The organism is Bacillus thuringiensis (assembly GCF_001455345.1).
GTDB lineage: Bacteria > Bacillota > Bacilli > Bacillales > Bacillaceae_G > Bacillus_A > Bacillus_A thuringiensis_N.
In genome coordinates this window covers 5,084,656-5,110,535 of sequence record NZ_CP013274.1, presented here as the reverse complement: position 1 = coordinate 5,110,535, position 25,880 = coordinate 5,084,656, and the positions used below count along the sequence as shown (strand labels likewise).

Genomic DNA, 25,880 nt, shown 5'->3' with positions numbered 1-25,880 from the left:
GAAGTATGAAGACATTTCCAGTCAGTATTGTAACTCCTGATGGACCGGTTTACGAAAAAGAAGTAGAAATGGTAAGTGTAAAAGCAGAGAGTGGGGAAATGGGGATCTTACCGGGTCACATTCCAACTGTTGCACCATTAAAAATTAGTGCAGTTCGTCTGAAAAATGGTGGACACACTGATTATGTAGCAGTAAGCGGTGGCTTTATCGAAGTTCGTCCAGATAAAGTAACTGTATTATCATCATCTGCTGAAGAAGCAAACCATATCGATATCCATCGTGCAAATGAAGCGAAGCGTCGCGCTGAGCAACGTATGCAAGATAAGCAAGCACATGTTGACTTTAAACGTGCAGAAATGGCATTACAACGTGCCGTGAACCGTTTAAACGTTTCTGATATGAAATAAAAAAATCCGTAAAGGCTTTGCCTTTACGGATTTTTTTATGTAGTTTATGGATAATTTTACAAAAATGGTATAATTATATTGATGCTTGTATAAGTAGAGAATAGACAACAATTTATAAAGGGGATGAATAAATGATCGGTGAAATGAAACGAGAAGCGTTGCACTCTTTAAAGGGAAAATGGGGACTAGGTGTTGGATCAACGATTTTATATTTTATTTTAAGTTATGTTGTTTCAATGGCTGCAATGCTTATACTTCTAATTCCAGGAATTATTATATTTTTCTTATTTGCTGGTTTAACAGGTCCACTTGAACAGGAAACCATATCAATTGGCGCAGGTATTACATTTGGTGTTTTTTATTGCATTATGATAATTTTAAGTAACGCATCATATGGTATTACCTCATACGGTTATATAAATGTATTTTTACAAATTAGTAAGCGAGAAGGTGCTAAAGTAGATCACTTATTCGAAGGATTTCGTGGCTTTAAAAGAATGATGAAAACGATGTGGGCTATGCTTGCGATTCTATTATATACAGGTACATGGATTCCGATGTTGCTAGTAGCCTTATTCGCATTTTTTGGTGAAGAAGGAAATCCATCGTTTACTATTGCTTTCTTTGTACTAATAGCTATTTCGATCGTTGTTATGATTGTGATGTATTTTTCTTATGCGATGACGTACTATGTAATGGTTGAAAATCCAGAGTATAGTGTGTCACAAGCAATGAAAGAAAGTAAGCATCTTATGAAGGGACATAAATTAGATTTGTTTCTTTTATGGCTTAGTTTTATAGGATGGGGTATTTTAGCGATTTTAACACTTGGAATAGGTTTTCTTTGGCTTAGCCCATATATGAGTACAACGACAGCGCATTTTTATCGCTATCTTTCAAAAGATGAATTGTAGTCGGAACATGCTATACTAATAGAGTTATTATGTATAGGAGGAAAATTATGATTAGTGATTTAAAAGGAGAAGCGCTAGATTCATTAGAAGGAAAATGGGGCTTAGCTGTCGGGGCAACATTACTGATTTCGATTCTTATTTCAGTTTTTAGTCTTAGTGTTGATTTCATTTTCTCTCAATTTTGGGATTGGAAAGAAGTAAATAACTCACTTTCAGTAGATGTTATTACAATATTGATGATAGGTCCATTAACGTTAGGTGGTTATTATTTAGCGTTACATATTATTCGTGAAAAAGAAGCGCGTATTGGGCATATATTCAGATGGTTTACAGAAGGAAGTAAGTTTATAAAGTCATTTTTATTATATATAGTAGTAAACATTTATATTTTCTTATGGTTTTTACTATTTATTATTCCAGGCATTATTAAATCATTTTCTTATGCAATGACGTATTTTATTATAAATGATCATCCTGAGTATTCTATAAACCAGGCTATTACAGAAAGCCGTCGTATGATGGATGGACATAAGATGGAGTATTTCATTTTATGTTTAAGCTTTATTGGTTGGTTTATATTGAGTTGTATTACATTAGGGATTGGATTCCTATGGCTAATTCCATATTTTTATACGACGTCAGCAGCTTTTTATGAAGAGATTGCAGAGGAATATTACGAGAAAAAAATTCCGACACTATAAAGTGAAACTTTAATTAGTGGAGACATCCCACCTTGTTTACTCGTTTTACTGTCCGTAAATAGCATGATAAAAACACCCAGTATGAGCTATTGGTTCATACTGGGTGTTTTTTGTAGAAATTGTATAAATTGATGACCCGTAAGTGGTTTGCTGAAATAGTAACCTTGCATATATTTACAGTTGTTCTTTTGAAGAAATTTAAGTTGTTTTTCTGTTTCAATTCCTTCAGCAACGACAGAAAGATTTAAAGTATTTGCAAGGGAAAGGATAGTGGAAACGATGGCTCTTTCCTCAGGCCGATGATCGGCTAGTTGTGTAAACTCTCTCGGTACTTTTAATGTATCGATAGGGAAAATGGACAAATAAGCGAGAGAAGAATAGCCGGTTCCAAAGTCATCAATGGACGTTTGAATACCATATTCCTTTAATTGCTTTAGCTTAGATAACGTTTCTTTTTCATCGATCATGGCAATTCGTTCTGTTAACTCAAGTGTTACATCTTTTGGATCGACTTTAACGTCTGTTATTATTTGTAAAATATTCTTAATTAAATTATTTTGCTGGAACTCTTTAGCCGATAAGTTAACACTTATTTTTAAATCTTTATAGCCAAAAGTATGCCATATTTTTAGTTGACGACAAGATTCATTTAATACCCAATGGCCAAGTGGAATGACTTGGGGAGTCTCCTCTACAATTGGAATGAACTCACATGGCGGAATGTCACCTAGGAGTGGGTGTTTCCAGCGTAGCAATGCTTCAGCACCAATAATCTTGTTCGTCGTAATATCAATTTGTGGTTGATAGACGAGATAAAATTCTTCGTTTACTAAAGCGAGTGGTAAATCTTTTTCAATTCGAGCTTTTCGTTCCGTTTTTTTATACAATTCTTTCGTGTACAGAGAGCTACCATTTTTTCCTTTATTTTTTGCTTCGTACATGGCCATATCAGCATGTTGTAAAATTGATAACGGATCTTCGCCTGCTTCAGGATATATTGCAATCCCGATGCTCGGTGAGATTTGTAAATGTTGATTTTCAATTTCAAATGGTTCATTCATGGCTGCTACAATCGTATCAGCTATTTTTTTCACATCTGGCCTCTTTTTATAATTTTCGATAAGTATTGTGAACTCATCTCCAGCTAATCGGGCAAGCTTCATATTTGGTGTCGCTATACTTTCGAGTCTTTTTGCTACTGCAATTAATAGCAGATCTCCTACCCTATGACCGAGGGTATCATTAATAACCTTAAAGCGGTCTAGGTCAAGAAACATAACAGCAAAAGGCATTTTTGATATCTCGGATCGAGCAATTGCTTGTTCTACATATTGATGAAATGCACGTCGATTTGCAAGCTCTGTTAGCGTATCATGATATGCTAGAAAATTAATTTGTTCTTGTTGTTGTTTGCTTTCTGTAATATCTTTAATCATTAAATAAACTCCAGAAATATGATTCTTTAAAAAGATAGGAACAGCTGTCACATGCAAGTAGTAAATATCTCTATTTTTATGATATGCCCGTATTTCTAAAGAAATAGATTTCCCCTTTTTTACGCGATGAAAGGCATTAATGATTTCTTCCAAATCTTCTTCATACGTAAGTGAATAGTAAGGTTGGTTTAATAATTCATTCGTTTGATAACCAAGTAAAGTCGTACCAGCGTTATTCACTTTCAGAAAATTACCGTATAAATCTAATGTGAAGATTGGATCTGGATGATGCTCGTATAAAGATTTAAACATTTGTTGGTTATGATATAGTTCATTTTTTTGTTCTACTAAATCTTCTGTACGCAGTTCAATTTGCTTTTCGAGTTCTGAGTTGAATTGCATTTGGGCTAGTAATAATATTTTATTTTGTTTTCGAACTAAACTATGGCGTATGAGAACGAAGGAGAAAGTTATCATAAGCCCGATTACTACAATAGGTGCAAAAACGTATTCAACTAATATGAAAACAATAAGCATTACGACAGAAATATAAGGTAATGATAATCTGATCGATTCCCCAAGTTTAGGTGTTAATAGCACTTGTTCTTGTCTTTCAGGTTCTTTTGTATGAAGAATACAGGCGATTGCTACTAGTACTAAAGTTACTTGATAGAGAGGAGTAATTGTAAACATAGAATACTCAGGTATGAAGTATTTGATATAAGCATAAATCGCATCTGTAGTCGCATATAAAATTAAAGCACTGCCAAGGAGCGCACCAACTTTTTTCGGTAATAAGGAAAGTGGTTTGAATAAAAGGTTAATTCCTATGAGAAAAAAGAGTAAATCAGTCATTGGATAGGTAAGTTGAACAAATATGTCGATATAGGATGTTGAAGAGATGTGAATGGTTCGTTCAATAAGTAAGTAGTAACTTAAAGTAAATTGTGCTGTAACAATAATACAAATATCACATATCATAAAAAGCTTTTCTAATAAATCTCGGTTATGAATAATTTCATATAGAAAGGCAAATGCAAAGCTAATTAAAAAAAGTAGGTAAAAAAAATCAGACGGATCAACGAATGTATAGTAGTCCTTTAAAATTAAACGTTGATAGGCAACGACGATATCACCAATGAAATAAGAGAGGGTTCCAACAGATAAAATGGTCCAAAATAAACGAGGTAACCCTTCTTTCATGTTTGAAAAATAAAGTATATAACTACAAGCGATAATATCAATGAACAATGTACTCATGCCAATTAATATTTGAAAAGGAAATGAGTATTCATATAGAAAAGGCATTGCCACGTAATGAATCAATATAGATAACAATGTAATGCTTATAAGAATACTTACATGTGTTTGTTTTTTCATTTATCTCACCCACGGGATATACATATAAATTCCTCTTTTTATTTTTTATAGTTTCTATACTTATTTTGCACAGATAGAGCCAGTTATAAAAACAGATTTTAATAATTCTCGTTTCTGTCCTCAACATGTCGACATAAGAATTTGAAGTTTGCTATAATGAATAAAATAGTTGCATTATTTAGAAAAATTTAAAAATAATAATTACTGCAACTAGGACATATTGTTTACTAAGTGAACTTGTTCTTAATTCAGGGGGGAGGGTTTCACAATGGCAAGTGTATATGAAAATAGTTATATGATCGTTTTGATTTTCTTGCTATTAGGCATATTGCTTCCGGTAGTGGCTCTTACATTAGGAAGGATGCTGCGTCCAAACAAACCAAGTGCAGCGAAAGCGACGACGTATGAGAGTGGGATAGAGCCTTTTCATGATGCAAATATTCGGTTTCATGCTCGTTATTATATTTTTGCTTTATTGTTTGTCATCTTTGATGTAGAAACTTTATTTTTATATCCATGGGCTGTTGCATATGACAAGCTCGGTTTATTTGCACTGATTGAAATGCTCATCTTTGTTGTAATGTTGCTAGTTGGATTAGCGTATGCTTGGAAAAAGAAGGTGTTACAATGGTTATAAATTTTGAGGAATTACATCCAAATGAGCGAGCGGAATTAGAACGAAATATCTTTTTTTCTACATTGGAACAGTTGAAAGGATGGGCACGGAGCAATTCATTATGGCCGATGACATTCGGACTGGCATGCTGTGCCATTGAAATGATGGGAGTAGGTTCATCACATTACGATTTAGACCGATTTGGGTCATTTTTTCGGACTTCACCAAGGCAATCGGACGTTATGATTGTATCGGGAACGGTAACGAAGAAGATGGCTCCTATTGTTCGGCGCTTATATGATCAAATGCCTGAACCAAAATGGGTTATTGCAATGGGATCTTGTGCGACTGCAGGTGGTCCATATGTAAATTCGTACGCTGTTGTGAAAGGTGTAGATCAAATTGTACCTGTTGACGTGTATATCCCTGGTTGCCCACCAAATCCTGCTGCTTTAATTTACGGGATTAATAAATTGAAGGAAAAAATTCGTTACGAGGCAAAGACAGGGAAGCAGGTGACGAATAAATGAGCAATCTGGATAAAGATTTAGAGGATTTAAAAAAAGAAGCGGCTAGGCGGGCGAAGGAAGAAGCGAGAAAACGTCTTGTTGCGAAGCATGAAGCAGAAATAAGTAAAATTGAGGAAGAAAATCAGGGAAAAGAGAAAGCGCTACCAAAAAATGACGAACTGACTGTAGAAGAAGCGAAACGACGTGCAGCAGCATTAGCGAAGCAAAAAAGGGAAGGGACAGAAGAGGTAACGGAAGAAGAAAAGGCCAAAGCGAAGACGAAGGAAGCAGCAGCTGTAAAAGCAAAAGCGGCAGCATTAGCGAAGCAAAAAAGAGAAGGAGCAGAAGAGGTAACGGAAGAAGAAAAGGCCAAAGTGAAGGCGAAAGCGGCAGCAGCTGCAAAAGCAAAAGCGGCAGCATTAGCGAAGCAAAAAAGAGAAGGAACAGAAGAGGTAACGGAAGAAGAAAAGGCCAAAGTGAAGGCGAAGGCAGCAGCAGCCGCAAAAGCAAAAGCAGCGGCGCTAGCGAAGCAAAAAAGAGAAGGAACAGGGGAGGTAACGGAAGAAGAAAAGGCCAAAGCGAAGGCGAAGGCAGTAGCAGCTGCAAAAGCAAAAGCAGCGGCGTTAGCAAAGCAGAAAGCCTCGCAAGGTGATGGGGATTCGGGAGATGAAAAGGCGAAGGCAATTGCAGCAGCAAAGGCAAAAGCGGCAGCGGCTGCAAGGGCGAAGACGAAGGGTGCTGAAGGTAAGAAGGAAGAGGAGCCGAAGCAGGAAGAGCCATCTGTGAATCAACCGTATTTAAATCAGTATGTTGAAGTTATTAAAGGGAAAATAGGAGAGGATGCATTAGTAGATTCCTACATTAATAAACTTTCAAAGGACGTGCCAACTCTTGTGGTGGATTCCGCGAAGTATTATGAAGTGATGGAGTCATTGCGATTCCATGAGGGACTTGCTTTTGATTACATGTCAGAGCTACATGCGACGGATTTTGTGACACATATGGAAGTGTATGTTCATTTATTTTCATATGGAAAGAAACAGTCAGTAGCGGTGAAAGTAAAGCTGGATAGGGAAGCACCGCAAGTAGAATCCGTGACGGCACTTTGGAAAGGGGCGGATTGGCCAGAGCGGGAAGCGTATGATTTGCTTGGTATTGTATTTAAGGGGCATCCGAATTTATCACGTATTTTAATGCCTGATGATTGGGTAGGGTACCCGCTTAGGAAAGATTACGAACCGTATGATGTGGAGGTGTAGCTAAATGATACGTACGGAAGAAATGCTTTTGAATGTAGGTCCTCAGCATCCGAGTACGCATGGTGTGTTCAGGCTTGTTATTAAGATTGATGGGGAAATTATTAAAGAAGCTACACCGGTTATTGGATATTTGCATCGCGGGACCGAAAAGATTGCAGAGAGCTTACAGTATACGCAAATTATCCCTTATACAGATCGAATGGACTATTTATCGGCCATGACGAATAATTACGTCATTTGCCATGCTGTAGAGACGATGATGGGGCTTGAAATCCCAGAGCGGGCTGAATACTTGCGAGTGCTTGCGATGGAGCTTGGAAGGATTGCGAGCCACCTCGTTTGGTGGGGGACAAATCTTCTTGATATAGGAGCGGTCAGCCCGTTTTTGTACGCGTTTCGTGAGCGAGAGATGATTATTAATTTATTAAACGAATTATGCGGTGCACGGCTTACTTTTAACTATATGAGAGTCGGCGGTGTGAAATGGGATGCGCCGGACGGTTGGATTGAAAAAGTGGAAGAGTTTGTTCCGTATATGAGAGAACAATTGGCAGGTTACCACGACCTTGTTAGCGGTAATGAGATTTTCCTAAATCGTGTGAAAGGCGTTGGTACATATAGCGCGGAAGAAGCGATTTCGTATTCTTTAAGCGGAGCGAATTTGCGGTGTACCGGAGTGAACTGGGATCTTCGCAAGGATGAACCGTACTCCATTTATGATCGGTTTGACTTTGATATTCCTGTTGGGAGCGTGGGGGATGCTTGGGATCGCTACGTTTGCCGAATGCAGGAAATTGAGGAGTCTTTAAAGATTGTTGAGCAAGCAGTCCAGCAGTTCCCAAAAGAAGGAGCTGTGCTGGCGAAAGTGCCGAAAATTATTAAGGCGCCTAAAGGGGAAGCGTTCGTCCGTATAGAGTCGCCGCGTGGAGAGATTGGTTGCTATATTGCTAGTGACGGAAAGAAAGAGCCGTACCGTTTGAAGTTTCGCAGGCCGTCTTTTTACAATTTGCAAATTTTACCGAAGTTATTGAAAGGTGAAAACATCGCCAATTTAATTACGATTTTAGGTGGAGTTGATATTGTACTTGGGGAGGTTGATGGCTGATGATTGAAACGCTCTTACAATCACCTTCAAGCTGGACGAATTTCTTCATTTTTTTCGGATTAGCGGTGCTCCTATTATTTGCAGTCCTCGGTTTCGTTACATATGGTATTTTGGCAGAACGGAAAGTGATGGGTTTTATGCAAGGGCGAATTGGACCAAACCAAGTCGGGGGCCGGTTCGGTCTGCTGCAAACGGTAGCTGATGTTTTGAAACTACTACTAAAAGAAGATAGTATTCCGAAGGCGGCAGATAAACCATTGTTTATATTAGCGCCTGTCATTGCATTCGCGCCAGCATTTATGGTGCTTGCAGTCATCCCATTTACTGATAAATTTCAGTTCGCGGATATTGGCGTAGGTTTACTGTATTACATCGCTATTTCTGGCATTACGACGATTGGCGTCGTAACCGGAGGATGGGCATCCAATAATAAATATTCTCTTTTAGGAGGGATGCGTGCGGCGGCGCAAATGATTTCTTATGAAATTCCGCTCGTAATGAGTGTAATTGGCATCGTTTTGTTAGCTGGTAGCCTAAATTTAAATGAAATCGTAGCAGCACAGGAGAATGTTTGGTACATTTTCGTGCAGCCAATCGGTTTCGTCGTATTCTTAATCGCGGCGGTAGCTGAGTTAAATAGGACGCCGTTTGATTTGCCGGAAGCAGAATCGGAACTTGTTTCTGGATATCATACGGAATACTCAGGGTTTCGCTGGGCATTTTTCATGCTTTCAGAGTACGTATATTTCTTCGGGATGGCATCTTTAATTACAGTTCTCTTTTTAGGCGGATGGAATCCAGTTATGTTCCTTGGATTTATCCCAGGAGCCGTATGGTTTGCTTTAAAGTTTAGCAGTGTAGTCTTTCTATTAATTTGGTTCCGCGTTACGTTTCCGCGTATAAGAGGTGACCAGTTAATGGAGTTTGGCTGGAAAGTATTATTGCCAATTGCACTTGCGAATATTTTCTTAACGGCATTGATTAAGGAGTTATTCTTCTAATCTATGAGGGGGGTGCCAGTAAGAGATGAAAGGTCTATTTAAAGGATTAAAATATACATTAAGCAATTTGAGCAAGAAGAAGGTGACTTATGATTATCCGAATCAACCGTTGCCACTGCCAGACCGCTTTCGAGGAATTCAAAAATTTTATCCGGAAAAATGTATTGTTTGTAATCAGTGCTCTAACATTTGTCCGACAGACTGTATTCAGTTAACGGGGAAAAAACATCCTGATCCTACGAAAAAAGGAAAAATTATCGACACATACGATATTAATTTTGAAATTTGTATTCTTTGTGATTTATGTACAGAAGTTTGTCCGACAGAGGCGATTGTTATGACAAATAACTTTGAACTCGCGGAATATTCACGTGATGACTTATTTAAAAATTTGCAGTGGCTTGACGAAAACGATGAAAACGTCAGGAAGGAGAATAAAGCATGAATGGCGAGTTTGTAGCATTCTTTATACTATCCTTGTCTGCAATTATTGGCGGCGTTCTTATGTTGAATTTAACGAAAGTCATGCATATGATGCTAGCTCTCGTTCTGACATTCCTTAGCATTGCAGGTTTGTACTTTCTTTTATCGGCCGAATTTATCGGCGTTGCACAAATTTTACTTTACTCTGGTGCGATCACAATTATTATGATTTTTGGCATTATGTTAACGAAACATAATGCGGAAAATGAGTCGCGTCTTACTCTTCGAAAATGGATTATCTTCTTTGCGGTTGTAGCATTTGGGGCAGTTATGTATTTCGCTGTTAACAATATTGATTTTTCAAATGAAAGCACACAAGGAAGTTTACCTCTCCATGAAAAAAACACACTTCAAATCGGTACACTTCTCTATTCAGAATATATTATTCCATTTGAGTTAACCTCAGTTATTTTACTTGTAGCACTTGTTGGCGCGATTATACTTGCGAAGAAGGATGAGAAAGAGGAGGATTCCAATGAGTAGCGTTCCGGCTTCTGCGTATTTAACGCTTGCGATTATTTTGTTTTGCATCGGTTTATTTGGCGCTTTAACGAAGCGAAACACAGTGATTGTATTAGTTTGTATTGAATTAATGCTTAATGCGGCCAATTTAAATTTAGTAGCGTTTAGTAAATTAGGCTTATTTCCAAATTTAACAGGGCAAATTTTCTCTCTGTTTACGATGGCTGTAGCAGCAGCGGAGGCGGCAGTAGGACTCGCCATTTTGATTGCTTTGTATCGTAATCGCACGACGGTTCATGTAGATGAAATGGATACGCTCAAAGGATAACATTGTGACCGAAAAGGGGGAAGGAAACAATGATCGATTATGCATGGCTCATACCGCTTTTCCCGCTTGTTTCGTTTTTGTTATTACTTATATTCGGGAAGAAAATTAGAGAAGGAAGCAGTGTACTTAGTATTTTTTTCGTCTTTCTCTCCTTTATATTTGCGGTACTCGTATTAATAGAACGGTTTTCAAAAGTAGGAGTGAAGCATAAGTGGGTATGGCTTAGAGCTGGAGATATTGATATATCATTCGGCTTTGAAGTGACTGCATTAGGGGCTTTAATGCTGTTTATCGTCACACTTGTGAGTTTACTTGTACATGTGTATTCGAAAGGTTATATGAAAGGTGAGGAAAGACTACCAACCTTTTATGCCTATTTAGGGCTCTTTACATTTGCGATGCTCGGGCTCGTTATATCCCCGAATTTATTACAGCTATATATATTTTGGGAGTTAGTAGGCCTCGGTTCATTTTTGCTCATCGGTTTTTATTTCTTTAAAGAAGAAGCGAAGGTTGCTGCGAAAAAGGCTTTTATTATGACGCGCATTGGGGATGTCGGTTTATTTATTGGGATGATCTTAATTTTCTGGCATACAGGTAGTTTTGAGTATGACGCAATTTTTAGAGCGATTCATACGGGGGATCTTACCCCTACGATGATTACAATAACGGCGATATTAATTTTTATCGGGGCGATGGGGAAATCAGGTCAGTTCCCGCTGCATACGTGGTTACCGGATGCAATGGAAGGGCCGACGCCTGTTTCGGCACTTATCCATGCGGCGACGATGGTCGCAGCCGGCGTATATTTAGTGGCGACGATGTTTCCGTTATTTTCAGCAAGTACGGTGGCAATGCAGACGGTGGCAATCGTTGGAGCCTTTACCGCAATCTTTGCTGCTTCTATCGGTCTTGTACAAACGGATATAAAGAGAGTGCTTGCTTATTCTACAGTTAGTCAGCTCGGGTATATGATGCTTGCGCTAGGGTCTGCCGGTTATGTAGCTGGTGTTTTCCACTTAACGACACACGCCTTTTTTAAAGCGCTACTATTTTTGGCGGCAGGAAGTGTCATTCATGCAGTGCATACGCAGAACATTAATAAAATGGGCGGTTTACAGAAGAAGATGAAAGTAACGGGTGCACTATTTTTAATCGGTACTCTTGCAATTAGTGGTGTACCACTCCTTTCCGGTTTCTTTAGTAAAGATGAAATTTTAGCGGCGGCTTGGATGAACGGCAATTACATTTTATTCATATTAGCAGTAATTGCAGCATTTTTAACAGCTTTCTACATGTTCCGGCTATATTTCCTCGTCTTTACTGGGGAAGCGAAGACGAAGGAAGATGTGCAGGAATCGCCCCGCATTATGACATATCCGATGATTGTCCTTGGCGTCCTTGCAGTCGTGGCCGGCTATATAAATACACCGTGGTTTGGAACGTTTCTCGGGGATTGGCTTACGAAAGATGTAGCATTTAAAGTGCGAGAGGTACATGGACCAGTTTGGATTATGATTGTTGCGACGCTTGTTTCCTTGGCTGGGATTGCTCTTGCATATTTCATATATGGCAAGAAATCTATTTCTAGAGATTGGGCTGGGGATGAGGGAACACCCCTTTATAACCTTTTGAAAGAAAAATATTATGTGGATGAACTATACAATATAACGGTGATCCCTATTACGAAAGGAATCTCTCATGTGCTTCGCTTATTTGAAGTTTATGTAGTCGAAGGAATTGCCGTTTTAATAGGAAGTCTAGTTAAAGGGATAAGCGGAATCGGGTCTAGACTTCAAAACGGAAATGTACAAGTGTACGGGACTGTAACAGCTGTTTCGCTTGCAGTGCTCGTTATTATTTTGCTCTATACAGGAGGGGATTTACGATGAATGATTTGTTATTAACGTTCTTCATTTTTTCCCCGCTTTTAGGAATTCTCTTACTTGTATTAACACCGAAAAAAGAGTCGCGTACAGTGCGAGCGCTTGGTTTATTTGGAACGGCGCTTCCATTTGGAATCGCTATCGTCCTCGCTTGTACATATGCTTCTGGAAAGAGTTTGTCGCTATTTGATGAAAAAGTGAAATGGATTAAATTTGGGGATTTTGCCGCGATAGATAAAAGATGGTTTTCCATTTATTACGAGCTTGGTATTGATGGTTTATCGCTCGTTATGATGGTGCTGACGGCCCTGCTAGCGATGCTTGCAGCAATTGCAGCATTTACTATTAAAAGGAATTTGAAAGCCTTTTATATGCTGTTACTTATGTTAGAAATAGGGATGCTCGGCGTCTTTGCTGCTCAAAATTTAATGTTGTTCTTTATCTTCTTTGAAATTACATTGCCGCCAATGTTTTTATTAATTGGGAAGTGGGGGAAATTGTCGAGTGAAAAGGCTGCTTATAGTTATTTAATATATAACGGCATTGGCTCCGCTATTTTGCTCATCGTTTTCTCGGTTTTATTTGCGAAAACAGGCACGACAAATATTGCAGAATTGAAAGAGATATTAGCAGGAGTAAATACGGGGGGAGGACAAATCATCCCGAGTAGCTTACAGCTTGGTGTATTCATTGCTATAATGATTGCTTTTGCGATTAAACTCCCTGTTTTTCCATTACATCGCTGGATGGTTAATGTGCATATTGAAGCGCATCCGGCTGTAGTTATGCTTCATGCGGGCGTTTTACTGAAGATTGGAGCATACGGTATGATTCGCTTTGGAAAGGGTCTGTTCCCGGAATACTTTCGTGATTTTGCAACGCTCATTGCGATTTTAGGAGTCATTAATTTATTGTACGGAGCCTTCTTAGCGCTCATCCAAACGGACTTTCGGAAGGTGCTTGCTTACTCTAGTATTTCGCATATGGGCATTGTATTAATGGGTCTTGCAGCGTTAAATGCACCAGGTACACAAGGGGCATTATTCCAAGTTGTGTCGCACGGTTTAATTGCGGCCTTACTCTTCTTCTTACTTGGTGTTATAGAACAACGTTTTGGAACGTCGGATATTACAGCGCTTGGCGGACTTGCAAAAAGTGTTCCAATACTTAGCGGATTCTTCTTAGCGGGAGGAATGGCGTCGCTTGGATTGCCAGGCATGTCTGGATTTGTTAGCGAGTTTCTTGCCTTTCTTGGTTTATTCCAAGGGGAGCCGGTCATTGCGGCGGTCGGTGTACTTGGCATCATTTTAACCGCTGTATACGTATTAAGGGCAACACTGCAAGTAACATTCGGTAAGAAAGAGTGGGAAGCGAAAGCTGATATACACGGATGGGAGTATGTCCCTATATTGCTACTTATCTTCTGCATTATTGCAATTGGAGTAATGCCAGAAATACTCGGAGAACCGCTTCAAAATACATTGAAAACATTGGGGGTGAAGTAGGGTGGATATGAATACGTTACTTAGCTTATCATGGCATCTCATGGTGCCAGAATTCATTATTCTCGGAGCTGCCATCCTTCTTTCCATATGTGATTTGTTTTTTAAGCTGAACCATAGATATGTAGCGATTAGTGCAATCGCAGCCGTCATATTAGCAATCGTGTCATTAATTATGCTATACGATGAACCAGCAGGAGATATTTTGAACGGATCGTTTGTGTTAGATGGGTTTTCAAAAGGATTTAAAACGTTGTTATTAGGTGGAGTAGCCCTCATTTTATGTATCGCAATGAGCGATGATAAGAAGAATCCAATTGAGGATAAGGGAGAATATTATTACTTATTTTTAATGGCGCTTCTTGGGGCTATGTTTATGGCTTCTAGTGTCGACTTTATTACACTTTTCGTCGGTTTAGAGTTGCTTTCACTTTCTTCGTATATTTTAGTAGGAATACGAAAAAAGAACAGTGCATCAAATGAGGCGGCGATGAAATATGTCATTAATGGAGGAATTGGAACGGCAATCACACTTTTTGGAATGAGTTATTTATATGGCATTACGGGGTCGACCAATATCGTGGATATGCAAAAAGTATTTGCCGGGGAACTTGCTGGTGGTATTCAGTTATTGTTAGCTCTCGCATTTCTACTATTGCTCGTTGGGCTCTCATTCAAAATTGCAACGGTGCCGTTTCATATGTGGGCACCTGATGTATATGAAGGGGCTGCAACACCTGTTACTGCTTTTCTTGGAACGATTTCTAAAATTGCGGGGTTCTTACTCATTATTCGTCTGTTTCTCATGGTTTTTGCAAGTGTATTGGTGCAAGGAGACATGCAATCTTTATACGGACGTATGAGCATATACATCGCGGTGCTAGCTAGTATTACGATGATTATCGGAAACGTAGTCGCATTAAAGCAATATAACGTAAAACGTCTATTCGCCTATTCAGGAATCGCGCATGCGGGGTATTTACTCGTTCCGCTCGTAGCGTTATCACCGTTTACGATGGATAGCATGTGGTTTTACATGCTTGCGTATATGCTTATGAATATAGGCGCGTTTGCAATTATCCACGGCTTAATCTTACAAAGCGACAAAGAAAATATCACCATTTTCACCGGATTATATAAAAGATCGCCATTTACAGCGATCGTGATGACGATTTTTATTTTATCGTTGGCCGGGATACCAGGAACAGCTGGTTTCATCGGGAAAATTAACATCTTTTTAGGTGCACTTCATGTAGAGCCAGCTCATTACGTACTAGCTTCTATCATGATGGGGACGACAGTCGTTTCATTCGTATATTATTTCCGTATTTTACAGCAAATGTTTTTCCGTACGGGAGAAGTAGAAGAGAAAATTCGTTTGCCACTAAATATAAAGGTTGTTATGAGCCTTTGTGCAATTTCGATTGTAATACTAGGGATTATGCCGATGGTTGGATACAATTTCTTTTATGAATATTTTCCATTAATGAAGGATTTCTTCTTCCTAGGGAACGTGGTACAATAGTGAAAATAAAAGGTGTGGAGTTGTTACTCTGCGCTTTTTATTTTGTGTGAACTACAATTGAAAATGCATATAGGTATACGTTTTTAAAGAGAATTTTACAACTTAAAATGTAAGATGCCTATTTGTATTTGAAAAAGTGTGGCGCCTACTTATTATGGTATCGTTTTTATAGTATTTTGTAAGTAGTAGCTAGGTAAAAAGGGGTCGATTTTTTGGCACATCTTTTAGGGCAACAAGCACTGATTGCCATTGTTTCGCATTTATTGTTTATTACCATTACGTGGTGGGCCTTACAAGGTATTCACATTGAGCGTCTAATGAAGCCTGGAAAGGTGATGCAGACGCGAGTATTACTGATCCTAATTACAATTGCAATTGGGACATCTGTAAGTAACTTTTTCCTTGATTATTTAGGCTATTCAAAGAGTTTAACGTATTTAGTAAAGTAAGTGTATAGAACCTCATATCTCCGTTAACAATGGGGATAGGAGGGGATGAAATTGAAGCTTAAAGCCATTCTTATTGTTGCACTTAGTGTTGTTTTATTTTTGGTTGGATATAGAGAGATGAAACCGATTAGCGATGAAAAGAAAATGGAGAGCATGATCGCAGCTTTAGAGAAAAATGATGCTAAAGTAGAGAAATGGTCATGGTTAGCGCGAGAAACAAAAACAATTTCTAATATACATACGTTTCAAAAATTGTTAAATGATGTGAAGGACAAGGCGAATATTCAAGAGTGGGAATTAGAGCAATCTCCAGATGGATATAAAGCTACATCCTATAAAAAGTTTTCGTCTTATGAAGAACGAATAGTAGTAACTTGGAGTAAGGAAAATACTAAAGAAAACACTTTCATTATTTTTGAAGTAAGTGGGGCGAAATGGGACCCGAAGTATGTTAAGAGCATGAATAAAATTTTTAGTGAAAAACCTATAATTTACACTTGTGTTCAAGGTGTACTGAATGATAAGATTGAAGGTGTTTTGCAAAATAAAACCAATCAGGTTTTGAAAGATCTTTCAGCAAGAGCGATCGAACAGATAGAAGAAAGAGCATTTGTGTCAGTCTCCGCATACAATAAAAAGTGGGATGACGCTCTTTCAACAAATAGAGAGAAAATAAATGTGCAAATAGCAATACGTTCTACAGACAACAAAGATACAATTGTGGTTGGCACACCGATCATAACTTCTGAGTATTGAGTGAATAGATACTGAAAAAAGGACACGGAGGGGAATAATTTGGAAAAGATCATCGTCCGTGGCGGAAAGCGGTTAAACGGCACAGTGCGTGTTGAGGGCGCAAAAAATGCTGTATTACCTATAATCGCTGCAGCCCTATTAGCGAGTGATGGAAAGAATGTACTATCTGAAGTACCAGTTTTGTCTGATGTATACACAATTAATGAGGTATTACGTCATTTAAATGCTGAAGTCGTATTTGAAAATAACCAAGTAACAATCGATGCTTCTAAAGAACTAAACATTGAAGCACCATTTGAATATGTACGTAAAATGCGTGCATCTGTTCAAGTAATGGGACCATTATTAGCACGTAACGGTCGTGCTCGTATTGCACTTCCTGGTGGATGTGCAATTGGTTCACGTCCAATTGACCAACATTTAAAAGGCTTCGAAGCAATGGGAGCAAAAGTACAGGTTGGTAACGGTTTTGTTGAGGCATACGTTGAGGGAGAACTAAAAGGAGCTAAAATTTATTTAGACTTCCCAAGCGTGGGCGCGACAGAAAACATTATGTCTGCAGCTACATTAGCAAAAGGGACAACAATCCTTGAAAACGCAGCGAAAGAACCAGAAATTGTTGACTTAGCTAACTTCTTAAATGCGATGGGAGCAAAAGTACGCGGAGCTGGAACTGGAACGATTCGTATCGAAGGCGTTGATAAATTATATGGTGCAAACCACTCTATTATTCCTGACCGTATTGAAGCGGGAACATTCATGGTTGCAGCGGCAATTACTGGTGGAGACATCTTAATTGAAAATGCTGTGCCTGAACATTTACGCTCAATTACAGCGAAAATGGAAGAAATGGGTGTTAAAGTTATTGAGGAAAATGAAGGTGTACGTGTTATCGGCCCAGATAAGTTAAAAGCGGTTGATATTAAAACTATGCCTCACCCAGGTTTCCCAACAGACATGCAATCACAAATGATGGCATTATTACTACAAGCTGATGGAACAAGTATGATTACAGAAACGGTATTCGAAAACCGCTTTATGCACGTTGAAGAATTCCGTCGTATGAATGCTGATATTAAAATTGAAGGTCGTTCTGTTATTATGAACGGTCCAAACAGCTTACAAGGTGCTGAAGTAGGCGCAACTGACTTGCGTGCTGCAGCTGCATTAATCTTAGCTGGTTTAGTATCAGAAGGTTACACTCGTGTAACTGAGTTAAAGCATCTTGACCGTGGTTATGTAGATTTCCATAAGAAATTAGCTGCATTAGGTGCAACTATTGAACGTGTAAACGAAAAAGTAGAAGAAGTGAAAGAACAAGAAGTTTCTGATCTTCACGCTTAATTGAAATAGTCTCTACGTCTTTTGACGTAGGGACTATTTTTTTGGGTTATTACTGTTATAGTCAAGAAATTCTATACTTATGCACGTACCAGTAAAAATATTTAGAAAATTTTTGTTTTAGATGGTCCCTCTTAAGTATGTTCTAAAAGAAAGAGTTGTTCCATAAGAATGAATGGAGTAAAGCTTTTTCATATTGGGGGAAATAAGATGAAATTTTCAAAGCCACTTTTCATCACAGTAGCGCTTCTCATAGCGCTCGTTATCATTGTACCTGCTGCTCTTGTTATTCCATTTGCGAAAGCAAAAGTAGGGGAAGAAGCAGCTTCCAAAACTCCTCCAGCGATAGAAAGTATACCAGCTCCAGGGAAAGTGGATACAGCAGTTCAAGTTGCTGTATATCGTGAGAAACAGAAGAAGGTAGAAACATTACCTATGGAGGAGTATGTGACCGGTGTAGTAGCTTCTGAGATGAATGCCAGTTTTGAAATAGAGGCGCTAAAAGCGCAGGCATTAGCAGCGAGAACATTTGTAGTGCAGCGTATGCTAAGCGGAGGTAAGAAAAACAATGCGGACGTGACAGATACGGTGAAAGATCAAGTGTACAAAAGTAAAGAAGAATTGAAGAAACAATGGGGCAATAACTACGAAAATAATTTGAAGAAAATCGAGGATGCTGTTTCGAAAACCGCAGGACAAGTTTTAACATATGATGGAAAACCAATCTCAGCATCCTTCTTCTCAACGAGTAATGGACGGACAGAAAATGCGGCTGATTATTGGGGAAATGATTATCCGTACTTAAAGAGCGTAGATAGTCCGTGGGATCAAGCTTCTCCGAAATTTACGAGTGAGCAAACCTTTACCGTAGCTGATTTTCAAAAGCGTCTCGGCGTGAAAGTGCTAGCGGACGGAAAAGTTGGTGATATTAAAGAGCGTACAGAGGGAAAACGTGTAAAAGATGTAGCATTTCAGGGGAAAACATTAACTGGAAGAGATGTGCGTGACAAATTAGATTTACGCTCTTCTGACTTCACGTGGAAACAAGAGGGAGATAAAATTATTGTTACGACTAAAGGATTCGGCCACGGCGTTGGCATGAGCCAATACGGCGCGAATGGTATGGCAGCGGAAGGTAAGAAATATACAGATATTGTCGCTCATTACTATAAAGGCGTTGAAATAAAGACGATGAACGATTATGAAGGAAAATTGATGGTGAAGAAGTAGGGTACAAAAGGAGCTAATTTTAATTAGCTCCTTTTGTCATTATTTGTAGAAAACAAATGAAAGGTGACTTGTACGCCTCGTGTTATAATACAGTTATGTGAATATATAAAACATAATAACAGGGGGTAATGAAAAATGATGATGGATGTACCACTTCTCATTCCGTCAATGATGGAACGAGCAGAGAAATATTTTTCGAAAAAGGAAGTTGTTTCACGGACTGCATCGCGTATCCATACATTAACATACGGAGAAATTGCAAAACGGACACGTAGGCTTGCTAGCGTATTAACGAAAATGGGGATTGAAAAAGGGGATAAAGTAGGTACGATTGCTTGGAATCACCATAGACATTTGGAAGCATACTTTGCAATTCCAGGAATCGGAGCAGTGCTACATACAATTAATTTAAGACTTTCCGCTGATCACATTTCATATATTATTAACCATGCAGAAGATAAGATTATTCTTGTCGATGAAGATATGGTACCTATATTAGAAAGTATTCAACACGAAATCCCGCATATAAAAGCCTTTATCATTATGACAGACGATCATAAACTACCTCACACAACTCTATCACCAGCATACCATTACGACCAATTACTCGAAGAAGGCGATGAGACATTTCCGTTTGTAAAAGATTTAGATGAAAAAGAACCAGCCGGTATGTGCTACACATCGGCTACGACAGGAAAACCGAAAGGTGTAGTTTACACACACCGTAGTATTGCGCTCCACAGCTATACACTGGGACTTGCAGATGGCGGGAATATATCGGAAGTAGACACTTGTATGCCTGTCGTTCCGATGTTCCATGTTAATGCATGGGGATTACCGTTTGCGAGTACGTGGTTTGGTACGAAACTCGTATTACCAGGACCGCATTTCACACCGAAGATTTTAGCGGAACTAATTGAAAGAGAGAAAGTAACAATTACAGCTGGCGTGCCCACGATTTGGATTGGCTTATTGCAAGAACTAGAAAAACATCCATATGATATTAGCAGTATAAAAACGATATGGTCAGGCGGATCAGCTGCCCCGCTAAGTATGATTCGTACGTATGAAGAGCGATATGAAATTGCATTTAGACAAATATATGGAATGACAGAAACAAGTCCGGCTGTTGTCATTAACTGTCCGAAATCATATCAACGTGATTTACCGAAAGAAGAGTATTATAATTTACGTTCGCGCCAAGGATATTTATTCCCTGGGTTAGAAATGAAAGTGATTGGACAAGACGGTGAAATTAAGTGGGATGGAGAAGAGATGGGAGAACTCTGTTTAAGGGGTCCATGGATCGCAGGTAGCTATTATAAGGATGAGCGTACAGAAGAATCAATGAAAGACGGTTGGCTCCATACAGGAGATATTGTCACGGTTGATTCGGAAGGATTTATAAAAATTGCTGATCGGACGAAAGACTTAATTAAAAGTGGAGGCGAATGGATTTCTTCCGTAGATTTAGAAAATGCCTTAATGTCGCACGATAAAGTGTTAGAGGCATCTGTTGTAGCGGTGCCGCATGAAAAATGGCAAGAACGTCCCGTTGCTTGTGTTGTACTAAAAGAGGGACAAACAGTAGAAAGAGAAGAGTTGTATGCTTTACTAGAAGCAGAATTTCCGAAATGGTGGATGCCAGATGATATTTTATTTGTAAATGAAATTCCGAAAACATCTGTAGGAAAGTTTTTAAAACGAGCGCTGCGTGATCAACTTAAGACGTGTATGGTAGAGCAGAAATAGAGAAGAAGGCTATCCTTTCATTTGGATAGCCTTCTTTTTATAGTACTTCATAAAATATCAAAAATTTCCATTAATTGTTTGGTATAATGTGATAAAAAGCATTCGGGGGAGACGAAATGGCGTTATTGGAGTTGAAACAGTTAGGAAAGACGAACCAGTTACCGGTAATTGAGCTAGAGGTTGAGAAAGGGCAATGTGTTGTTTTGCAATGTAATAACCATACAGCTAAAGTGTTGCATCGCATTATTATTGGTGAGGAAGAAGCTTCAACTGGCAATGTGCTATTTGAAGGTGAAGCGATTGGAAAGAAACATTATTCCCGCATCGGCTTCTGTTTCTTGAAAGATGAGGCATATGATCGTTTGAAGGTAAAGGAATACTTCAAGTTCTTAATAGGATTGTATGAATCAAATATGAGCACAGAAGAAGTAGTGCAATATGTCGGTCTCTTAGATAAGTTAAACGTTAAAATAGAAAAATTATCATTTTCAGAGAAACGTCGGCTTCATATCGGGCGTGTTATGATTCATAATCCAGATTTAGTTGTTTTGGAAGAGCCAGAGCAAAATGTAGATACAGAGAGTACGATTATTATTCGAAAAGCGATTATGAAAATGAAAGAGCAAGGAAAGGCAATCTTTATCACGTCATCATTTCTATCGGACGCCCTTTCATTAACAGAAGATGTATACATATTAAACAATAATGGTGTGAAAAAAGTAGAAATTGAACAAGAGGAAGCAGAAGAAGTCGATGAAGAGAAGGTCGTTCAAATGATTCCGCAAATGAAGTTAGAAAGAATACCAGCGAAAGTGAACGATAAAATCATTTTACTTGATCCAATGGAAATTCATTTCATTGAAACGCAAAATGGAGTGACACATATTCACGTTCGTGAAGGGGATTTCGTATGCGCATTAACATTAAGCGAACTAGAAGCAAGGTTAACAGGTTTTGGTTTCTTTAGATGTCATCGCTCGTACCTTGTGAATTTACAAAGAGTACGAGAAGTGATTACGTGGACTCGTAACAGTTTTAGTTTAATTTTGGATGACGAAAGAAAAAGTTCAATTCCGCTATCGAAAGGACGAATGGATGAATTAAAAGGTGTGATTGGGCTATAAAAAGTGCTCCAATAAGCTCAAAATACGATTCATTCACCGGTAAAAATACTCCTTTTACCGGTATTTTACTGCGTAAACCCTTTGATTTTCTTATGATTGAGTCAAGAAAAGCGAAACAAACAAACGAAAAGCGCTAAAGCGACTTTCATCTATAAAAGAAAAAACAAAGGGGATGACGAGATGACATTGGCAATTGAAATGAAAGATGTAATGAAAAGTTTCAATGAAAAAACGGCACTTCGAAATGTAAATATTGAGGTGAAGCAAGGAGAAATTTTTGGATTCCTCGGACCGAGTGGATCAGGGAAAACGACAACAGTAAAAATATTAACTTCTCAATTACTTCATAGCGTTGGAACGGTAAAAGTATTAGGGAAAGATATCACAGGGCCAAGCAGCATCGATTACAAACGAATTGGTATTTTAACAGACAATAGCGGCTTATATGAAAGACTGAGCATTTATGATAACTTACTATTATTTTGTGACTTATACGATTGTAAAAAAGAACGAATCGATGAAGTACTAGCGCAAGTGAATCTATTAGATGATAAAACAACATTAGTAAAGAAACTATCAAAAGGGATGAAGCAACGCGTTACACTAGCAAGAGCAATTCTTCATAAACCAGATATTCTCTTCTTAGACGAGCCAACATCAGCACTCGATCCAGTTAACGTACAAAACATTCATAAAATCTTAAAAGACTTAAATAAAGAAGGAACGACGATTTTCTTAACGACTCACAACATGGACGAAGCAGAAACGCTTTGTAACCGCATTGCCTTTCTATGCGGCGGAGAAATTGTAGCGCTTGATACACCGGAGAACCTTCGCTTACAATACGCGAAAGATCAAATACAAGTCGTGTTAAAGGATAAGAAGAAAGAAACGGTACAAAAAGATGAATTAGGTGCAAAACGCATTTCAGAATGGATGAAAAAAGGAGAACTATTATCCATTCATTCTTATGAACCCACGTTAGGCGATATCTTTATTGAAGTTACTGGGAGGGGATTATAATGACATTTTCAATGAGACGTGTATCAGCTATTTTTAGAAAAGAAGTACAAGATTTTAAGACAAATTCACAAGTGTTGTTAATGGCATCTTTACCAATTATATTTGCATTTATATTTAGCCGATTTGGAGAAGGAAAGGCAGGGGTTGGCATTATTACTTTAATGGCCTTTCTATTTGTTGCAGGATTTGTTCAATCAATGGTAATTGCAGAAGAGAAAGAAAAACATACGTTACGAGTGTTAATGCTATCACCAGCTTCTTCTGTGGAAGTTCTTCTTGGGAAAAGTATATTAACAGCATGTTTAACGTTGGGTATTTCCATTGTAAACTTATTCATTTTAGATCAATTAAGTGGAAATTTCTTATTGCTAGCATTTGTTTTCTTATGTGGAACAATTCTATTTACTTTAATTGGAACAATGATCGGATTACTAGCTGAGTCTGTCCCACAAACATCACTAATTGGAATGCCGATATTAATGACGATGTATTTAGCTGTGCAATTTGAACCAATGGTTGAAAATAAAGTAATTAAGACAATGATTAGTTATCTTCCAACATCTCATCTTGAAAAAGCAATTAAAAGCTTAGTAGACGGTGCTGGGTTTAGTAGTATTAGTGGGCATATGATAAATGTTGGAGCTTGGCTTATTATTTCACTTATTGCATGTTTAATCGTATATAAAAAGAAACAATTAGATTAAAAACTGAGCTGAAATGCTCAGTTTTTTCTTTTTTCTATCATTTCCTCGGAAATTTTACAATTCTTATACATATTTTTACAGATTTTGTCGAAAAGTAATTAGTTATAAGTTGTATAGGATACGTGAATATTGTTCAAAATGATTGCTGAGGTGATGATGGAATGCGAGGAAGAAATAATAAAAAGTCGCAAAAGGTAGTACATTTATTTCAAAAAAGATGGGTATTTCCGGCACTATACATTGCTTGTGCAGCAGTAATCTTAATGGTTGCGCTATGGTTCCAAGGAGCTAATACGAAGAAGACTCCGAACCAAGATCAAGCAACACCGTATACACAAACGGAAGATCCAGCAGTACCAGTAACGAAATCTTCAGAAGTAGTGAAAATGCCAGCTCCTGCTAATGCGGAAGTAGTCGTACAGAAGAAGTTCTATGAAGATGCAGCAACTGAGGCGGAACAAGAAAAAGCACTTGTCTTTTATAACAACACATATTCCCCAAACAAAGGAATCGACATTGCTGCGAAGAATGGAAAAGAATTTAATGTAGCTGCTGCTTTAAGCGGTACAGTAACGAAGGCTGAAAAAGATTCACTTCTTGGTTATGTTGTAACAGTTGATAGTGGAAATGGTGTAGCAGCTTCTTATCAAAGCTTAGGTAGTGTGAAAGTAGAAAAAGGTGCACGAGTTGTACAAGGTGAAGTATTAGGAACATCCGGTCTAAGTGCAATGAATAAAGAAGCAGGTTCTCACGTTCACTTTGAAGTACGTAAAGACAATGTGGCTGTGAACCCTGAGCGCTACTTAAATAAATCAGTAGCAGACATTAAAGCCGATGCAGGTGCTGCAAAGGCAACGAATGCTTCTGGTAAAAAAGCTGATGACAAATCTCAAAAAGAAGAAAAGTCAACAAGCACAAAACCAGAAAGTAAAACAGAAGACAAGTCTCAAAAAGAAGAAAAATCAACTAGCGGTTCGACTAGTGACAAAAAAGAAGAACCGAAGAAAGAAGAAAAATCAACAAATGGTTCTACAGAATCATCTAACGATTCTTCTTCACAAGAATAAGAAAGTAAAAAAATCAGCTCTCACTAGGAGAGTTGATTTTTTCATTTTCATATAAAAATACTCAATTTCGAGAAAAAAGTTGCAATAACAAGGAAAAATGACGAGATTCTCGAATATATATTACAAAAGGGAGGGGATACTGTGTCATTTTTATTTGTTCTGTCGACTGCTATTATTTTATTGTTTGTTTTATTCACCTTATATTATTATATTGCCAGTAAGAAAGAGGTTCCCCACCATCAATTGTTAGAAGAAGAGTTGGAAAGAGAAGAGTGACACCTTATATACAAGGTGTCATTTTTTTTCGCCAAAATAGTCACTGTTAACGTATTTCTCACAAAAAAACGTAATTTTTCTTAACTTAGTCCGCAAAAATAGTGAACATGTAGCATATATCAGTAGTGCGGGCAATACAATGGTATAAACCAAAGCAAAGAGAGTGTTTGAGGTGAGAAATCGTGAATCATTTCATTATAAATCCAAGAATGTTTAACGCTTACAAACAGCACTCACACTTACTTCTAAGTCGTATGCAGCGAGGCTCATTTCACACTTCTCACATCCAATTTAGGGAGGCGAGTGGTGTGCACGATTACATCAAAGAGAGAACTATCAAGATTGGTAAGTATATCGTGGAGACAAGAAAGACAGTGCGTGTCATTGCAAAGGAATTTGGGGTATCAAAGAGTACAGTCCATAAAGATTTAACGGAACGTCTACCAGAAATTAATCCAGAGCTCGCAAATGAAGTGAAAGAAATTCTTGATTATCATAAGTCTATTCGTCATTTAAGAGGCGGAGAAGCAACAAAACAAAAGTATAGAAAAGAAGATGTAGAAAAGCCGGTACGTCAATAAATATGCGATCGCAAACATTCCGTTTCAATTCGGTAATATTTTTCAGAAGAATTCTTTTTGCGA

Annotated in this window: 26 protein-coding genes; 25 read left to right on the top strand and 1 reads right to left on the bottom strand. The window is 38.2% G+C overall.

The genetic code is table 11. The features are described 5' to 3' along the window. The first annotated feature begins 5 nt into the window (after window positions 1–5). From atpC to ATN06_RS26870, 3 genes are all read left to right on the top strand, one after another. Window positions 6–407, top strand: a complete 402-nt coding sequence (gene atpC, locus ATN06_RS26880) for a F0F1 ATP synthase subunit epsilon (RefSeq protein ID WP_000847214.1) — start codon at window positions 6–8, stop codon at window positions 405–407. Window positions 408–538: 131 nt separating this feature from the next. Beyond that, entirely contained in the window at window positions 539–1,321 is a 783-nt protein-coding gene (locus ATN06_RS26875) for a DUF975 family protein (protein WP_060632953.1), read from the top strand. Between the two features lie 47 nt (window positions 1,322–1,368). Further along, window positions 1,369–2,022: a DUF975 family protein gene (locus ATN06_RS26870; RefSeq protein ID WP_060632952.1), complete on the top strand. Its 654-nt coding sequence runs from the start codon at window positions 1,369–1,371 to the stop codon at window positions 2,020–2,022. A gap of 86 nt (window positions 2,023–2,108) precedes the next feature. Here ATN06_RS26870 and ATN06_RS26865 read toward each other — a convergent pair whose 3' ends face one another. Next, a complete protein-coding gene (locus tag ATN06_RS26865) occupies window positions 2,109–4,838 on the bottom strand; it encodes a putative bifunctional diguanylate cyclase/phosphodiesterase (protein ID WP_060632951.1) in 2,730 nt (909 codons plus the stop codon). 268 nt (window positions 4,839–5,106) lie between these two features. Here ATN06_RS26865 and nuoA point away from each other — a divergent pair, with 268 nt between their 5' ends. The 22 genes from nuoA to spoIIID all read left to right on the top strand — a co-directional run bounded on the left by nuoA (window position 5,107) and on the right by spoIIID (window position 25,817). Beyond that, the gene (gene nuoA / locus ATN06_RS26860) at window positions 5,107–5,475 is read left to right on the top strand and encodes an NADH-quinone oxidoreductase subunit NuoA (protein WP_000179273.1); all 369 of its coding nucleotides are present in this window, start codon (window positions 5,107–5,109) and stop codon (window positions 5,473–5,475) included. Beyond that, the gene (gene nuoB, locus ATN06_RS26855; RefSeq protein ID WP_000236331.1) at window positions 5,466–5,984 is read left to right on the top strand and encodes an NADH-quinone oxidoreductase subunit NuoB; all 519 of its coding nucleotides are present in this window, start codon (window positions 5,466–5,468) and stop codon (window positions 5,982–5,984) included. The genes nuoA and nuoB overlap by 10 nt, the downstream gene beginning before the upstream one ends. Further along, window positions 5,981–7,222, top strand: coding sequence for an NADH-quinone oxidoreductase subunit C (locus ATN06_RS26850; protein ID WP_060632950.1), 1,242 nt, complete (start codon window positions 5,981–5,983; stop codon window positions 7,220–7,222). The genes nuoB and ATN06_RS26850 overlap by 4 nt, the downstream gene beginning before the upstream one ends. A gap of 4 nt (window positions 7,223–7,226) precedes the next feature. Then, entirely contained in the window at window positions 7,227–8,327 is a 1,101-nt protein-coding gene (gene nuoD, locus ATN06_RS26845) for an NADH-quinone oxidoreductase subunit NuoD (protein WP_060632949.1), read from the top strand. Beyond that, window positions 8,327–9,328, top strand: a complete 1,002-nt coding sequence (gene nuoH, locus ATN06_RS26840) for an NADH-quinone oxidoreductase subunit NuoH (RefSeq protein ID WP_000573422.1) — start codon at window positions 8,327–8,329, stop codon at window positions 9,326–9,328. Before nuoD ends, nuoH begins: the two co-directional genes overlap by 1 nt. A gap of 25 nt (window positions 9,329–9,353) precedes the next feature. After that, complete coding sequence (gene nuoI / locus ATN06_RS26835) at window positions 9,354–9,773, top strand: NADH-quinone oxidoreductase subunit NuoI (RefSeq protein ID WP_000677191.1); 420 nt, start codon at window positions 9,354–9,356, stop codon at window positions 9,771–9,773. Beyond that, window positions 9,770–10,294 carry an NADH-quinone oxidoreductase subunit J gene (locus ATN06_RS26830; protein ID WP_060632948.1) on the top strand — a complete coding sequence of 175 codons (525 nt, stop codon included), beginning with the start codon at window positions 9,770–9,772 and terminating at the stop codon, window positions 10,292–10,294. Before nuoI ends, ATN06_RS26830 begins: the two co-directional genes overlap by 4 nt. Next, entirely contained in the window at window positions 10,287–10,601 is a 315-nt protein-coding gene (gene nuoK / locus ATN06_RS26825; RefSeq protein ID WP_000100078.1) for an NADH-quinone oxidoreductase subunit NuoK, read from the top strand. Before ATN06_RS26830 ends, nuoK begins: the two co-directional genes overlap by 8 nt. A gap of 29 nt (window positions 10,602–10,630) precedes the next feature. After that, window positions 10,631–12,493, top strand: a complete 1,863-nt coding sequence (nuoL, locus tag ATN06_RS26820; RefSeq protein WP_060632947.1) for an NADH-quinone oxidoreductase subunit L — start codon at window positions 10,631–10,633, stop codon at window positions 12,491–12,493. Further along, window positions 12,490–13,992 (top strand): NADH-quinone oxidoreductase subunit M, encoded by a 1,503-nt coding sequence (locus ATN06_RS26815; RefSeq protein WP_060632946.1) that lies wholly within the window; start codon window positions 12,490–12,492, stop codon window positions 13,990–13,992. Before nuoL ends, ATN06_RS26815 begins: the two co-directional genes overlap by 4 nt. Before the next feature lie 7 nt (window positions 13,993–13,999). Further along, a complete protein-coding gene (gene nuoN, locus ATN06_RS26810; RefSeq protein ID WP_060633206.1) occupies window positions 14,000–15,514 on the top strand; it encodes an NADH-quinone oxidoreductase subunit NuoN in 1,515 nt (504 codons plus the stop codon). Window positions 15,515–15,726: 212 nt separating this feature from the next. Beyond that, window positions 15,727–15,963: a DUF1146 family protein gene (locus tag ATN06_RS26805; protein ID WP_000940742.1), complete on the top strand. Its 237-nt coding sequence runs from the start codon at window positions 15,727–15,729 to the stop codon at window positions 15,961–15,963. Between the two features lie 51 nt (window positions 15,964–16,014). Beyond that, window positions 16,015–16,719 carry a YwmB family TATA-box binding protein gene (locus ATN06_RS26800; protein WP_373605284.1) on the top strand — a complete coding sequence of 235 codons (705 nt, stop codon included), beginning with the start codon at window positions 16,015–16,017 and terminating at the stop codon, window positions 16,717–16,719. Between the two features lie 39 nt (window positions 16,720–16,758). After that, a complete protein-coding gene (gene murA / locus ATN06_RS26795; protein ID WP_060632944.1) occupies window positions 16,759–18,063 on the top strand; it encodes a UDP-N-acetylglucosamine 1-carboxyvinyltransferase in 1,305 nt (434 codons plus the stop codon). A 207-nt stretch (window positions 18,064–18,270) separates the two neighbouring features. After that, a complete protein-coding gene (gene spoIID / locus ATN06_RS26790) occupies window positions 18,271–19,290 on the top strand; it encodes a stage II sporulation protein D (protein WP_060632943.1) in 1,020 nt (339 codons plus the stop codon). Between the two features lie 135 nt (window positions 19,291–19,425). After that, complete coding sequence (locus tag ATN06_RS26785) at window positions 19,426–21,042, top strand: long-chain fatty acid--CoA ligase (protein WP_088115952.1); 1,617 nt, start codon at window positions 19,426–19,428, stop codon at window positions 21,040–21,042. A gap of 116 nt (window positions 21,043–21,158) precedes the next feature. After that, complete coding sequence (locus ATN06_RS26780; RefSeq protein ID WP_060632942.1) at window positions 21,159–22,166, top strand: LytTR family transcriptional regulator DNA-binding domain-containing protein; 1,008 nt, start codon at window positions 21,159–21,161, stop codon at window positions 22,164–22,166. A 180-nt stretch (window positions 22,167–22,346) separates the two neighbouring features. Beyond that, window positions 22,347–23,189 carry an ABC transporter ATP-binding protein gene (locus tag ATN06_RS26775; RefSeq protein WP_060632941.1) on the top strand — a complete coding sequence of 281 codons (843 nt, stop codon included), beginning with the start codon at window positions 22,347–22,349 and terminating at the stop codon, window positions 23,187–23,189. Further along, on the top strand, window positions 23,189–23,893 hold the full coding sequence (locus ATN06_RS26770; protein ID WP_060632940.1) for an ABC transporter permease: 705 nt from the start codon (window positions 23,189–23,191) through the stop codon (window positions 23,891–23,893). Before ATN06_RS26775 ends, ATN06_RS26770 begins: the two co-directional genes overlap by 1 nt. A gap of 161 nt (window positions 23,894–24,054) precedes the next feature. Further along, window positions 24,055–24,960, top strand: a complete 906-nt coding sequence (locus ATN06_RS26765) for a stage II sporulation protein SpoIIQ (protein ID WP_060632939.1) — start codon at window positions 24,055–24,057, stop codon at window positions 24,958–24,960. Between the two features lie 141 nt (window positions 24,961–25,101). Further along, window positions 25,102–25,236, top strand: coding sequence for a hypothetical protein (locus ATN06_RS26760; RefSeq protein WP_000008907.1), 135 nt, complete (start codon window positions 25,102–25,104; stop codon window positions 25,234–25,236). Window positions 25,237–25,544: 308 nt separating this feature from the next. Then, window positions 25,545–25,817 (top strand): sporulation transcriptional regulator SpoIIID, encoded by a 273-nt coding sequence (spoIIID, locus tag ATN06_RS26755; RefSeq protein WP_000544012.1) that lies wholly within the window; start codon window positions 25,545–25,547, stop codon window positions 25,815–25,817. Window positions 25,818–25,880: the final 63 nt, after the last annotated feature.